Origin of the sequence: Methylobacterium sp. 37f, from assembly GCF_023093475.1 — a bacterium.
Lineage (GTDB): Bacteria > Pseudomonadota > Alphaproteobacteria > Rhizobiales > Beijerinckiaceae > Methylobacterium.
Map to the genome: position 1 here is coordinate 153,009 of NZ_JAGHKN010000005.1, position 13,515 is coordinate 166,523.

At 68.3% G+C, this 13,515-nt stretch carries 10 protein-coding genes; 1 reads left to right on the forward strand and 9 read right to left on the reverse strand.

All coding sequences use genetic code 11. The annotated features are described in order from the left end of the window. Positions 1-48 precede the first annotated feature (48 nt). On the forward strand, positions 49-2,043 hold the full coding sequence (locus J7U37_RS05490) for a HAMP domain-containing methyl-accepting chemotaxis protein (RefSeq protein ID WP_247635058.1): 1,995 nt from the start codon (positions 49-51) through the stop codon (positions 2,041-2,043). A 317-nt stretch (positions 2,044-2,360) separates the two neighbouring features. Here the strand turns inward: J7U37_RS05490 and dnaE are convergent, their stop codons facing one another. From dnaE to J7U37_RS05535, 9 genes are all read right to left on the reverse strand, one after another. Continuing rightward, positions 2,361-5,864, reverse strand: a complete 3,504-nt coding sequence (gene dnaE / locus J7U37_RS05495; RefSeq protein WP_247635059.1) for a DNA polymerase III subunit alpha — start codon at positions 5,862-5,864, stop codon at positions 2,361-2,363. A gap of 335 nt (positions 5,865-6,199) precedes the next feature. Next, positions 6,200-6,472 carry a Txe/YoeB family addiction module toxin gene (locus J7U37_RS05500; RefSeq protein ID WP_247635060.1) on the reverse strand — a complete coding sequence of 91 codons (273 nt, stop codon included), beginning with the start codon at positions 6,470-6,472 and terminating at the stop codon, positions 6,200-6,202. A gap of 58 nt (positions 6,473-6,530) precedes the next feature. Beyond that, complete coding sequence (locus tag J7U37_RS05505) at positions 6,531-6,722, reverse strand: type II toxin-antitoxin system Phd/YefM family antitoxin (RefSeq protein ID WP_247635061.1); 192 nt, start codon at positions 6,720-6,722, stop codon at positions 6,531-6,533. An 88-nt stretch (positions 6,723-6,810) separates the two neighbouring features. Next, a complete protein-coding gene (locus J7U37_RS05510) occupies positions 6,811-7,524 on the reverse strand; it encodes an ABC transporter ATP-binding protein (RefSeq protein WP_056178969.1) in 714 nt (237 codons plus the stop codon). Between the two features lie 14 nt (positions 7,525-7,538). After that, positions 7,539-8,843, reverse strand: a complete 1,305-nt coding sequence (locus tag J7U37_RS05515) for a lipoprotein-releasing ABC transporter permease subunit (protein ID WP_056178967.1) — start codon at positions 8,841-8,843, stop codon at positions 7,539-7,541. Positions 8,844-8,851: 8 nt separating this feature from the next. After that, on the reverse strand, positions 8,852-10,177 hold the full coding sequence (gene proS / locus J7U37_RS05520) for a proline--tRNA ligase (RefSeq protein ID WP_247635062.1): 1,326 nt from the start codon (positions 10,175-10,177) through the stop codon (positions 8,852-8,854). 736 nt (positions 10,178-10,913) lie between these two features. Further along, complete coding sequence (locus J7U37_RS05525; protein WP_200935860.1) at positions 10,914-11,249, reverse strand: DUF1467 family protein; 336 nt, start codon at positions 11,247-11,249, stop codon at positions 10,914-10,916. A 5-nt stretch (positions 11,250-11,254) separates the two neighbouring features. Then, positions 11,255-11,659 carry a methylmalonyl-CoA epimerase gene (gene mce, locus J7U37_RS05530; RefSeq protein WP_056178961.1) on the reverse strand — a complete coding sequence of 135 codons (405 nt, stop codon included), beginning with the start codon at positions 11,657-11,659 and terminating at the stop codon, positions 11,255-11,257. Positions 11,660-11,830: 171 nt separating this feature from the next. Continuing rightward, on the reverse strand, positions 11,831-13,504 hold the full coding sequence (locus tag J7U37_RS05535; RefSeq protein WP_056178958.1) for a ribonuclease J: 1,674 nt from the start codon (positions 13,502-13,504) through the stop codon (positions 11,831-11,833). Positions 13,505-13,515 lie beyond the last annotated feature (11 nt).

Below are 13,515 nucleotides of genomic sequence, written 5' to 3' on the forward strand. Positions count from 1 at the left end.
CGGCTACATCGATTGATCAGAGAAATTACTCTTCTGGAATACGTCGTCATGCTCGGAATTCGTTCGCGCCTCTATGCCGGCTTCGGCAGCCTGATGATCATCACCGGCGGGCTCGGGCTCACCGCCCAGTATCAGCTCGCCTCGGTGGTCGACGATTACGGGCTGAGCGCGCGGCTGGAAGAGGGCGCGCGCAACGTCTTTTCGGTCAATGGCCAGGGTGAGCGCCTGTCCGGTCTGGCCATGGAGTTCCAGGCGAACCCGAGCCCCGAGCGGGTGATCGAGATGGAGCAGGCCCGCGACGCCATGGCGGGCCTGCTGAAGCGTCAGGTCGACATCGCCCTGTCGGCCGAGCGGAAGGCCCTGTACGCCGACATGTTCGACCAGACGTCGGCCCTCAAGGACGACATCCGGAACCTCGGGCAGGCGGGGGAGCCGGTGGCGCAGAGCAAGGCGAAGCTGTTCAAGACCGGCGACGAACTCACCCGAGTCAGCGGCCTCCTCATGGCGGAGGTCCGCAAGACGGGCACCGCCGCACAGATCAGCCAGGCTGCGACCCTAGAGAGCGCCGTCCTGCTGATGCGGGTCAGCAACTGGCGCTTCCTGGCCACGCGCGACCCGAACGGCCCTGCGACCTTCGCCACCAACAGCCAGAAGGTGGATCTCGCGATGAAGGCCTTCCAGGCCCTCGATCCGGACGGCGTGTTCACCCGCTCGACGAAGGCGCTCGACGAGACCGTGTCGGCCTATGTGGGCGCCTTCAACGGCGCGGTCGCCGCGCTGGAGGCGACACGAGCCGCCTATGACGATGCCCTGAAGCCGCACCTGGCGGCTTTGGGCCGGTCCGGTCTGACCGTGCGCACCAAGATCGAGGCGGCGGTGGCCGAGATCCGGGCCGCCACGGAGGCGAGCGTGAGCCGGGCGCGCCTGATCCAAATCGCGCTGATCGCCCTCGCGCTCGCCCTCGGCGGCGCGCTGGCGTTCCTGATCGCCCGCAGCATCATCGGGCCGATCGTCGGGATGACGCGGGCGATGAGCCGCCTCGCCGCGGGCGAGACCGCAGTGGCGGTGCCCTCGCAGGAAGCCGTGGACGAGATGGGCCAGATGGCCAAGGCCGTGGACGTGTTCCGTCTGAACGCGATCGCCCGCATCGCCCTGGAAGAGCAGCAGGTCGCCGAGCAATCCGCCCGTCAGCGCCGGGCCGACCGGGTCGACGCGCTCGTACAGGGCTTCGAGCAGACCATCGCGGGGGCGATCGGCATCGTCACCTCGGCCGCGACCGAACTCGACGCGACGGCGCAGTCGATGACCCAGGTGGCCGAGAGCACCAGCGGCCAGGCCGCCGCCTCCAGCGCCGCCGCGGCGGAAACCTCCGCCAACGTGCAGACCGTGGCGGCGGCCGCCGAGGAGATGGTGGCCTCCCTGCACGAGATCGAGCGGCAGGTGCAACAATCCAGCGCCGCGGCCGGCGTCGCGGCCCGCGAGGCCGAGGCGACGGATGCCACCATGGGAACCCTGACACAGGCCGCCGACCGGATCGGCGAGGCGGTGACGATGATCTCCAGCATCGCCGGCCAGACCAACCTGCTGGCGCTGAACGCCACCATCGAGGCGGCCCGCGCCGGTGAGGCGGGACGCGGTTTCGCCGTGGTCGCCGCGGAGGTGAAGGAGCTCGCCGGCCAGACGGCTCGGGCCACGGATCAGATCAGCGGTCAGATCACCGCGATCCAGCACGCGACCGCTCAGGCCGTCGCGGCGATCCGGCAGATCGGGCAGACCATCGTGTCGGTCAACACCATCGCGGAGAACATCGCCATGACGGTGGTGGAGCAGACGGCTGCGACCGGCGAGATTTCGCGCAACGCGGCGGAGGCGGCGCGCGGCACCCACGACGTCTCGATGAACGTGTCCCGGGTCCTCGCCTCGTCCGGCGAAACCGGTACCGCTGCCCAGCAGGTCCTGATGGCGGCCGGCGAGCTCGCGACCCAATCGGTGAACGTGAAGCAGGAAGTCGAAGGATTCCTGTTGGCCATCCGGGCGGCGTGAGGAGCGGATTCGACTGATCCCCGCGCCTACCCCCCCTTGTGGGAAAAGGGTAGGCGCGGGGGCGGGTTAGTAACCCTCAAGCTACGGAGGCCAGCGGAACCACCCCCACCTTCAACGCCTCCCCTCAAGCTCTATGGATCGCGGGCAGGCCCGAGATCCGCTGGGGAGGAGGGCCGCGTCGCGCTGAGATGATTGAATACGGTCGCTGACAGAATTGGATTTACGACGTCACGGAACGGCTTCGCGCAACCGCACGCTTTTCCGCAGACGGTGGCTCGGCTCGAACCGAGCCGGCCGCTGTTTGACGAAATGACTCGTCAATTGACCTCGACCTGAACCACCCCCGGGACAGCCCGCAGGGCGCCGGCGATCTGCGGGGTGGCCTGGTAGCGGCCCGGCAGCTTGACCTCGACCTCGCGCTCACCGTCGAGAAGGAGGATGAGGGAGACCTCGCCCTCCCCGCGGACCTGGAGGCGCTGCTGCACGGAGGCGATCGGGCGCTCGTCCTTGAGATAGACGCGCATGCCCTTCTGGTGGCGGGCGACCGCCGCGTCGAGGGGTTCGGCGGTCATGATGCGGGCGCGCACGTCCTCGCCCTCGAGGTTGGCCTGGAGCTGGAGCACCAGCGGACGGCCCGGCTCCAGGATCTCGCGGTACTGGCCGAGCCCTTCCGAGAAGATGATCGCCTCGAAATGCCCGGTCTGGTCGGACAGGATGACGATGCCGAGCTTGTTGCCGGTCTTGGTCCGGCGCTCCGAGCGATCGAGCACGGAGGCCGCCACGCGACCCACGCTGGTGGTGCCGGCCCGGACGGCGCGGCAGAACTCGGCCCAGGTCTGGACCCTGAGCTTGCCCAGGAGGTCGCCGTACTCGTCGAGGGGATGGCCCGACAGGAAGAAGCCGACCGCCTCGTATTCCTTCTTCAGCTTGTCGGCCATCGGCCAGGGATCGTAGGGGGGCACCCGCAGGGTGACGTCGGCGGCGGTGATGCCGCCGAACATGTCCTCGATGCCGGTGCTGGCCGCTTCGGCCGCGCCCTGAGCGAGCTTCATCATGGGCTCGATGGCGGCGCAGGCCCGGGCCCGATCCGGCTCGATGGTGTCCATGGCGCCGGCCGCCACCAGGTTTTCCAGGGTGCGCTTGTTGAGCATGCGCGGGTTGAGCCGGCGGGCGAGGCAGGCGAGGTCCCGGAAGGGCTTGTCGCCCCGCGCCTCGATCAGCGCCTCGACCGCCCCGCGGCCCACGCCCTTGATCGCCGCGAGGGCGTAGTGAATGCGCCCCTCGCGCACCTCGAAGCCGACGCCGGAGGTGTTGATCGAGGGCGGCTCGACGGTGATCTTCAGGCGCTGGGCGTCCTGGCGAAATTCGGCGAGCTTGTCGGTGACGTCGATGTCGAGCTGCATCGCGGCGGCCAGGAACTCCACCGGATGGTTCGCCTTGAGGTAGGCGGTCTGGTAGGTCAGCAGGGCGTAGGCGGCGGCGTGCGACTTGTTGAAGCCGTAATCGGCGAACTTGGCCAGCAGGTCGAAGATCTCGTCGGCCTTGGCCTTGGTGAGGTCGCGCTCCATGCAACCCTTCACGAAGCGGTCGCGCTGGGCGTCCATCTCGGCCTTGATCTTCTTACCCATGGCGCGGCGGAGCATGTCGGCCTCGCCCAGCGAGTAGCCGGCCAGGACCTTGGCCACCTCCATCACCTGTTCCTGGTAGACGATGATGCCGAAGGTCTCCTTCAGGATCGGCTCCAGCTTGGCGTGCGGGTACCAGCTCGCCTCGTTGCCGGCGTCGCGCCCGAGCTTGCGCTCGCAATAGACCGGGATGTTGGCCATCGGACCCGGGCGATACAAAGCCACCAGCGCGATGATGTCCTCGAAGCGGTCCGCCTGCATCTCGACGAGGGCCTTGCGCATGCCGGCCGATTCCACCTGGAACACGCCCACGGTCTCGCCGCGCTTCATCGGCTCGTAGGTGGCCTTGTTGTCGAGGGGCAGCGAGGCGAGGTCGACGATGATGCCGCGCTGGGCCAGGAAGTCGGTGCAGCAGCGCAGCAGCGTCAGGGTCTTCAGGCCGAGGAAGTCGAACTTCACCAGGCCGGCGGCCTCGACCCACTTCATGTTGAACTGGGTCACCCGCATCCCGGTCTTCGGGTCGCGGTAGAGCGGCACCAGCTGTTCCAGCGGCCGGTCGCCGATGACCACGCCGGCGGCGTGGGTTGAGGCGTGACGGTGCAGGCCTTCGAGCTTCTTCGAAATTTCCATGAGGCGGGCCACGATCGGCTCCTCCTCGATCGCCTGCTGCAGCTTCGGCTCGCCCTCGATGGCCTGGACCAGGGTGACGGGGTTGGCCGGGTTCTGCGGCACAAGCTTGGTCAGCTTGTCGACCTGCCCGTAGGGCATTTCCAGCACGCGGCCGACGTCGCGCAGCACGCCGCGGGCGAGCAGGGTGCCGAAGGTGATGATCTGCGCCACCTGCCGCTCGCCGTAGCGCTGCTGCACGTACTGGATCACGCGCTCGCGGCCCTCGACGCAGAAGTCGATGTCGAAATCCGGCATCGAGACGCGCTCGGGGTTGAGGAAGCGCTCGAACAGGAGGCCGAAGCGGAGCGGGTCGAGATCGGTGATGAGGAGCGACCACGCCACCAGGGAGCCGGCGCCCGAACCGCGGCCCGGCCCCACCGGAATGTCGTGGTCCTTGGCCCACTTGATGAAGTCCGACACGATGAGGAAGTAGCCGGGAAACTTCATGCCCACGATGACGTCGAGCTCGAAGGCCAGGCGGTCGCGGTAGACCTGCTCGGACATGCCCGGCGCGGTGCCGTGCTGAGCGAGGCGCAGTTCGAGGCCGGCTTCCGCCTGCCGGCGCAGCTCGGCCGGCTCGTCGAGGGGCGGGGCCGCCGCGATCTCGGAGGCGGCGGCGTCGGGTGCCGCGGCGGCGACCACGCCGAAATTCGGCAGGATGGGCTTGCGGGTGCGCACGCGGTAGGCGCAGCGCATGGCGATCTCGACGGTGGCGTTGAGCGCATCCGGCAGGTCGGAGAACAGCGCGCCCATCTCGGCGCGGGTCTTGAAGCCGTGGCGCGGCGTGAGCTTGCGGCGGCGGTCGTCCGAGACGAGGCGCCCGTCCGCGATGGCGAGCAGCGCGTCGTGGGCGTCGTAGTCGCCTTCCTTGGCGAAGAAGGGTTCGTTGGCCGCCACCACCGAGAGGCCGTGGCTGTCGGCGAGGCGCAGCAATTCCCGCTCGACCATGCGCTCGTCGGGCAGCCCGTGGCGCAAGATCTCGACGTAGAGGCCGTCCTCGCCGAAGGCGGAGCGCAGCTGTGCGAGGCGCCCCGAGGCGAGTTCGGCCCGGCCCATCCGCAGGGCGCTGTCGACGGGGCCGGTGGAGCCGCCCGTGAGCGCGATCAGGCCGGCGCTCGATTCGGCCAAAGCCGCGACGCTGACGCGGGGGGCATCGCCGAGGGCGCCGTCGAAATAGGCCCGGCTCGCCAGCCGCAGCAGGTTGCCGTAGCCGGTCTCGTCCTGGGCCAGCACCACGATGTTGGCGCAGCCCGATTGCGCCAGCCCCACCCGCGCCATCGGATCGGGCGCCTCGAAGGCCACGGTGAGTTGCAGGCCCGGGATCGGCTGGATGCCGGCGCCGGACGCCTTCTCGGAGAATTCGAGCGCGCCGAACAGGTTGTTGGTGTCGGTGAGCGCCAGGGCCGGCTGCCGGTCGGCCAGCGCCGCCTTGACGATGTCGCCGACCTTCAGAGCCCCCTCGAGCAGGGAGAACGAAGAATGGACGTGGAGGTGGACGTAAGCGGGGTCTTTCAGGATGCGCGCCATGCGACCACCAGCCCGAGTCGGGGTTTCCAATCCATGACAAACCGATGCCGCGGCCCGTTTCGCTGTGGACCGCTCAGCCTCTGTGCCCCGGGTGCAACGCTATCGCAACGGCGCCAGTGCGACAGCCCAGGCAGCGACCGACACCGCCAGCAGCCCGAAAGCCATGAACTCGACCGCACCCGTCAGGATCATCCGCTTGAACATCGGCATCGCCTCTCGTTGACGTCCTGAGTTTTGTTCTTGTTTTGTTCTTTGTAAAGCGGTTTCGGATATCCCTGTGCGGCAAGGTTAGCGGCTCGTTAATAAGAGGCGAACCCTCGGAGCCGTCGCACGTGTCAGGCGTCGCAATGCCAGCGGCATTGGAGGATTTCGAGGGCCTGATCCGGTCCCTGCCCGGCGACCCGATAGACAAGGCGGTGCTCCCCGGTCATCCGTCGCGACCACCAGCCCTTGAGATGGCCTTTCAGCGGCTCGGGCTTGCCAACGCCCTGGAACGGATGCCGCCGGGCCTCACCGATCAACACGGTGATGCGCTGGAGGGTCGTTCGATCGGCCGCCTGCCCGTGAAGGTAATCGTCCCAGGCATGGTCAGACCAGACCAGCGTCACGGCTGGATCAGGTCCCGATCCGTCCCCCCGGCACCGTCGCGTTGCGCCATGGCTTCGGTCAGGCGCCGGGCATTCGCCGGTGTCCCGAGCAGGTGAAGGGTCTCACGCAGGCTCTCGAACTCGGCAAGCGGTAGGATGACGAGATCTTCGTGTTCTGCCGCGTCACCACCAGTTCGGTGCGATCCGTCTCGACCCGGTCGAAATGGGTCGCCGGGTTCTTCCGCAGCTCGGTGAAACCGACATGGGTCATGGCTCTAAGCCTCATGTACACACCCATGGACGTGTTCTGACGACTCCGCGGACGCAAGGCGGTGCCGCGATCAGGCCGCCCAGCCCGGTCACGCCACCTCTTCGATCAGCCCGTCCCGGATCGTCACCCGCCGGTCCATGCGGGCGGCCAGGTCCATGTTGTGGGTCGCGATGAGGGCGGCGAGGCCGGAGGCGCGCACCAGCGCCACCAGGATGCCGAAGACGTGGGCCGCGGTGTGCGGATCGAGATTGCCGGTCGGCTCGTCGGCGAGCAGCAGGCGCGGGCCGTTGGCGACGGCGCGCGCGATGGCGACGCGCTGCTGCTCCCCGCCGGACAGTTCGGCGGGCCGATGGACGAGCCGGTCCTTCAGCCCGAGGAAGCTCAGGAGCTCCGTCGCGCGCGCCTTGGCCTCGCGGTTCGACAATCCCCGGATGAGCTGGGGCATGACCACGTTCTCCAGGGCCGAGAACTCCGGCAGGAGATGGTGGAACTGGTAGACGAAGCCCATCTCCTCGCGGCGCAGGCGGGTGCGCTCGGCATCGGCCATCGCCGCCGTGGGCGTGCCCCCGAGGTAGATCTCGCCGCCATCCGGGCGCTCCAGCAGGCCGGCGAGATGCAGGAGCGTGCTCTTGCCGGCGCCCGAGGGCGCCACCAGGGCGACGAGCTCGCCGGGCCAGATCGCGAGGTCGGCCTGCCGCAGGATCTCGAGGGCACCGGTCCCCTGCGGGTAGCGCCGCTCCACCTTGGCGAGGAACAGGGCCGGGACCGGCTGCGCGCCGGGCGCCTCGGCTTTCGTGGTCATGGAGGTTCGGGCCTTCAGCCGTAGCGCAGGGCCTGCACCGGATCGAGCCGGGCGGCGCGCCACGAGGGGTACAGCGTCGCGATCAGCGACAGGGCGATGGAGGTGACCACCACGACGGTGATCTCGTTGGCGTTCATCTCGGCCGGGATCTCGGCGAGGAAGCGCACGGTCGGGTCCCAGGCGGAGGGGAACAGCACCCGCTGGATGCCCTTGATGTTGACCGTGATCAGGATGCCGAGCGCCAGCCCGCTCAAGGTTCCGACCACGCCGATCAGCGCGCCGTTGATCAGGAACACCCGCATGATGGTGCCGGGGGTCGCCCCCATGGTGCGTAGGATGGCGATGTCGCTCGACTTGTCGCGCACCAGCAGGATCAGGCCCGAGATGATGTTGAGGGTCGCCACCACGACGATCAGGCTGAGGATCAGGAACATCACGTTCCGCTCCACCTCCAGGGCGCCGAAGAAGGTTCGGTTGCGCTGGCGCCAGTCGGTCAGCAGCACCGGGCGCTCGGCCGCCATCTCCAGATCGGGTCGCATCGCCGCCACCGATTCGGCGTTGTCGAGATAGACCTCAATCAGGCTGACGTCGGAATCCCGGTTGAAGAAGGCCTGCGCCTCGGTGAGCGGCATGAACACGAAGGTCGAGTCGAACTCGGTCATGCCGATCTCGAAGATCGCCTTGATCGAATAGCCCTTGGTGCGGGGCGCCGTCCCGAACGGGGTCGAGGCGCCCTTCGGCGTCAACAGGTTGATCTGGTCGCCGGCCTGGACCCCGAGGGATTCGGCGAGCCGGCGTCCGATGGCGACGCCCGAGCCGTCGTCGAAGCCTTCGAGGCTGCCGCTTTTGACGTTGCTGGCGATGGCGCCGATCTTGTCGAGATCCTCGCCCCGGATGCCGCGCACCAGCACGCCGCTGCCGGCGCCGCCATAGGGCGAGGAGGCGAAGGCCTGCCCCTCCACCAGGGGAATCGCGGCCCGGACGCCGGCCACCTTAGACAGGCGTTCGGACAGGTCGGCATAGTCGGTGAAGAGCTTGTCGATCGGCGAGACGAAGACGTGCCCGTTGATGCCGATGATCTTCGACAGGAGTTCCGTGCGGAAGCCGTTCATCACCGAGAGCACGATGATCAGCGTGGCCACGCCGAGCGCGATACCCAGCAACGAGAAGAAGGCCACCACCGAGACGCCGCCGCCCCGGCGCCGCGCCCGCAGGTAGCGCCCGGCGATGATCCACTCGAATCCAGCGAAGGGCGGCGTACTCCCGCGCTGGAACCGCGTGCGAAGACCCGCGAGCCTGTCCGTCAGGGCCCCCGCCATGATGCGCCTCAGACCCGCTTCAGACGGGCGAGCAGATCGATCGGGGCGATGCTCTCGCGTTCGGCCCCGGCGCGCCGCTTCAGCTCGACCTTGCCCTCTGCGAGGCCGCGCGGGCCGACGATGACCTGCCAGGGCAGGCCGATGAGATCGGCGGTGGCGAACTTCGCGCCCGGGCGCTCGTCGCGGTCGTCGTACAGCACGCTGAGCCCGGCGGCCTCCAGGGTCGTCTGGATCTCCGCGCAGGCCGCGTCGGTGGCAGCGTCGCCGGTCTTCAGGTTGATCAGGGCGACGTCGAAGGGCGCGACGGAATCGGGCCAGATGATCCCGGCCTCGTCGTGCGACGCCTCGATGATCGCCGCCACGAGGCGGCTCGGGCCGATGCCGTAGGAGCCCATGTGGACCGGGCGATCGACCCCGTCGGGACCGGTGACCTTTGCGCCCATCGGCTCGGAATACTTGGTGCCGAAATAGAAGATGTGCCCGACCTCGATGCCGCGCGCGGCCATCTGCTTGTCGCCCTGCACCTCGGCGAAGGCCGCCGGCTCGTGCATCTCGGAGGTCGCGGCGTAGAGCGAGGTCCAGCGGTCGACGGTGCCCTGGAGCGCGGCGACGTCCTCGAAATCGGTGGTCACCGGCGGGATCTCGAAGTCGAGATACTGGCTGTCGCAGTAGACCTCGCTCTCGCCGGTCTGGGCCAGGATGATGAATTCGTGGCTGAGATCGCCGCCGATCGGCCCGGTATCGGCCCGCATCGGGATCGCCTTGAGACCGAGACCCGCGAAGGTGCGCAGATACGCCACGAACATCCGGTTATAGGCATGGCGGGCGGCGGCCTGATCGATGTCGAACGAGTAGGCATCCTTCATCAGGAACTCGCGCGAGCGCATGGTGCCAAAGCGCGGCCGCACCTCGTCCCGGAACTTCCACGAGATCTGATAGAGGTTCTTCGGCAGGTCCTTGTAGGAGCGCACGCTGCCACGGAAGATCTCGGTGACGACCTCCTCGGCGGTGGGCCCGAACAGCATCTCGCGGTCGTGGCGGTCGGAGATCCGAAGCATCTCCTTGCCATAGGCCTCGTAGCGGCCGGATTCGCGCCAGAGCTCGGCCGACTGGATCGCCGGCATCAGGATCTCGATGGCGCCCGCCCGGTCCTGCTCCTCGCGGATCACCGCGCAGACCTTGTTCAGCACGCGCAGGCCGAGCGGCAGCCAGGCATAGATGCCGGCGGCCTCCTGGCGTACGAGGCCGGCCCGAAGCATCAGGCGGTGGGAGACGATCTCGGCTTCCTTGGGCGTCTCGCGCAAGGTCGGCAGGAAATAGCGGGAGAGACGCATGGAAGGCCCTGGAAACAGCGTGCCAGTGGGTCAACGGCACGCCCCGGCACACAACACATTGCATCAGGAAAAGACAAGCGCGGCCAGGTGACACCGATCCGCTCAATCGCCGTTCCGGTGCGGTCACGCGGACAAATGCGCAGAACCGACACGCATTCCGGTAGAAAAGCGCAAGAATGTGTCACGAAGGACGTGACAATGAGAATTGTTGTTCCTATAAGCGCCCCGTGATGGTCGCACCGCCCAAGCAGCGGCGCCGCACGGTCCGAGTCTCGGGAGGAATTTCAGCCGCCACGCCGTCAGCAATGCGTGAGACAATCGAGGCTGAGCGCACTACCATCTTTACAAAGCAAGGCTTAGGCCTTGCTTTTTTTATGCCTAGACGCTTGCGCGAGGCTGGCATCGCCTCTTCGGCGTCTGCGTCGCTTGGGCGCCCTCGTCCAAAAGCGGTTCGATCGGAGATTCCATCCCCGGTGTCATTCCGGGGCGCCACAGGCGAGCTCGGACCCGAAGGGGCGCGCCGGCGGCGTGCAATCCAGAGCCGCTGACGGCGTAAGTTCCTGCACGACTTGCGTTTCTGGACTCCGGGCTCAGCTGCGCGGCCCCGGGATGACGGGGTGCTGCGTCTGGACTTCGCCCCCGATGCCGAGCTTATGCGGTGACTCTGTCCCGGCGTCGACGGGGATGCGGCCCGACCGCTAAGAGACAGCTGCGTAAACCCGGTCGCGCCGTCGCCTCAGAGCCCCGCCAGCTCGAACACCTGGATCGTCACCAGGAAGACCACGCTCGCCAGGAGCGAGGTCAGGATCGCCTTCTCGCGCAGGCGCGGGCTGGCCGGCGCCCCCGGGTCCTGGCCGGGCACCATCCGCGCCGGGTCGCTCTCCACCTGGTTGCGCAGGGGCAGGATGACGAAGAGCAGCGTCCACCAGACCACGAAGTAGAGGGCGAGCGCACCGAACACCGAGAGCTTGAACAAGCTCACCGCGACGGCGACTGCCGTGGCAAGCACCACCACCATCACCCCGAGGGTGCGGAGGGTGGAGGCGGCCAGGGCCTGGAGGACTGCGCCCATTCGGCTCAGACCTGTTCCAGCTCGACGAGGGTCCCGAGGAAGTCCTTCGGATGCAGGAAGAGCACGGGCTTGCCGTGGGCGCCGATCTTCGGCTCGCCGGTGCCGAGAACGCGCGCGCCCTGGGCCTTCAGCTGGTCGCGCGCAGCCAGGATGTCGTCGACCTCGTAGCAGACGTGGTGCACGCCACCGTTGGGATTGCGCTCGACGAAGCTCTCGATCGGCGAGCCCTCGCCGAGCGGCGCCATCAGCTCGACCTTGCTGTTGGGCAGGTTCACGAACACCACCGTGACGCCATGCTCGGGCTGCGGCAGCGGCTCCGTGACGGTGGCGCCCAGGGTGTCGCGATAGATGGCGCAGGCGGCGTCGAGATCGCGAACCGCGATGGCGACATGGTTCAGGCGTCCGATCATGATGGGCTCCCCCCGTTATGCTTGCCCCGCGAAATGCCCCTCTCCCCTCTGCGGGAGAGGGTGGCCCGCGAAGCGGGACGGGAGAGGGGAGCACCCGTTCCGGAGAGGTCCAGCCCTCTCCAACCTTGCTCCGCAGGCCCCCTCCCCCGCCGAGGGGGGAGGGTCGATGCCCTAGACCTCGACCACCTGCACGTGGCAGGCGGGCTTCTTGCCCCAGACCTCGTTCACGGCCGAACGGATACCCCGGTCGACCGCCTTCTCGACGGCCTCGGCGTCCTTGCGCTTCGGCTTGGACAGGCCCGACAGGGTCCGCGAGACGGACTCGACCACCACGTCCAGCATCGCCTGGCCGTTGCGGCCGCGATTGGGCAGGCCGATGATGTCGATGGCGGGCTCGCCCAGGATCTCGCCCTGGACGTCGATCGCGATGGCCACGGAGACCAGACCGGCCTGCGAGAGCTTGCGCCGCTCGGGGATGGCCCGGTCCTTGGCGTCGATCAGGACGTTGCCGTCCTTGAACAGGCGCCCGGCCTTGACGTGGTCGACGATCTCCGGCGTGCCGGGCGCGAGGCGCACGACGCTGCCGTTCCGGGCCTTGACGATGTTGGGAACGCCCTGGGCCCGGGCGAAACGCGCGTGCTCGTCCAGGTGCAGGGCCTCGCCGTGGACCGGGATCGCGGTCTGCGGTCGGGTCCAGGCATACATCTCCGCCATCTCGTCGCGGCGGGGATGGCCGGAGACGTGGACCAGCTTGGTGCGGTCGGTGACCACCTCGATGCCGGCATTGATGAGGTCGTTGATGATCGCGCCGACCGCCCGCTCGTTGCCGGGAATGGCGCGCGAGGAGAAGATCACGCGGTCACCCGCGGCGAGCGTGATGTCCGGATGGTCGTCGCGCGAGACCCGGGCGAGCGCGGCCCGCTCCTCGCCCTGCGAACCGGTGAGCAGGGCAACGACCTTGTCGCGCGGCAGGTAGCCGTAGCTGTCCGACGACCGGAATTCCGGCAGGCCGTCGAGGAAGCCGCATTCGCGCGCGACTCCGATGACCCGGTCCATGGCGCGGCCGACCGCGATGACTTCACGGCCACAGGCCTGGGCGGCCTCGGCCACGGCCCGCATGCGGGCGACGTTGGAGGCGAAGGTGGTGACCGCCACGCGGTGCGGCGCCTCGGCGATCAACTCGCGCAGGGTGGCGGCGACCTCGGCCTCGCTCGGGGACCGGCCCTCGCGCACGACGTTGGTCGAGTCGCTGATCATCGCCAGGATGCCCTCGTCGCCGAGCGCCCGGAAGGCGGCCTCCGACGTCACGTCGCCGAGGATCGGGGTCGGGTCCAGCTTCCAGTCGCCGGTGTGGAGCAGCAGGCCGTGCGGCGTGCGGATCGCGACCGCGTTGGATTCGGGGATCGAGTGCGAGACCGGCACGTACTCGATCTCGAAGGGACCGATCTGCACCCGGCGCCCGGCCTGGATCTCCTTCAGGATGACCTTGGGGGCACCCGGCTCGCTCAACCGGCGGGCTTCCAGCAGGTTCTTGGCGAACCGCGTCGCGTAGACCGGCGCCTTGAGCTTGGGCCACAGCTCACCGATGGCGCCGATATGGTCTTCGTGCGCGTGGGTGATGAAGATGGCGAGGAGGTCGTCCTTGCGCTCCTCGATGAAGCTCAGGTCGGGGAACATCAGGTCGATGCCGGGGAAACCCTCCTCGCCGGCGAAGCCCATGCCGCAATCGACCATGATCCATTTGCGCCGCTTCGGGGGGCCGAAGCCGTAGAGCGCCGCGTTCATGCCGATCTCGCCCACGCCGCCGAGCGGCACGAAGACGAGTTCGTCTTGCCCTGTCGTCATTGTCCGTCAAA

Coding starts and splice junctions, on each gene's coding strand:
- J7U37_RS05490 (WP_247635058.1), top strand. CDS start 49: ATGCTCGGAATTCGTTCGCGCCTCTATGCCGGCTTCGGCAGCCTGATG.
- dnaE (WP_247635059.1), bottom strand. CDS start 5,864: ATGGCGCGCATCCTGAAAGACCCCGCTTACGTCCACCTCCACGTCCAT.
- J7U37_RS05505 (WP_247635061.1), bottom strand. CDS start 6,722: ATGACCCATGTCGGTTTCACCGAGCTGCGGAAGAACCCGGCGACCCAT.
- J7U37_RS05510 (WP_056178969.1), bottom strand. CDS start 7,524: ATGACCACGAAAGCCGAGGCGCCCGGCGCGCAGCCGGTCCCGGCCCTG.
- J7U37_RS05515 (WP_056178967.1), bottom strand. CDS start 8,843: ATGGCGGGGGCCCTGACGGACAGGCTCGCGGGTCTTCGCACGCGGTTC.
- proS (WP_247635062.1), bottom strand. CDS start 10,177: ATGCGTCTCTCCCGCTATTTCCTGCCGACCTTGCGCGAGACGCCCAAG.
- J7U37_RS05525 (WP_200935860.1), bottom strand. CDS start 11,249: ATGGGCGCAGTCCTCCAGGCCCTGGCCGCCTCCACCCTCCGCACCCTC.
- mce (WP_056178961.1), bottom strand. CDS start 11,659: ATGATCGGACGCCTGAACCATGTCGCCATCGCGGTTCGCGATCTCGAC.
- J7U37_RS05535 (WP_056178958.1), bottom strand. CDS start 13,504: ATGACGACAGGGCAAGACGAACTCGTCTTCGTGCCGCTCGGCGGCGTG.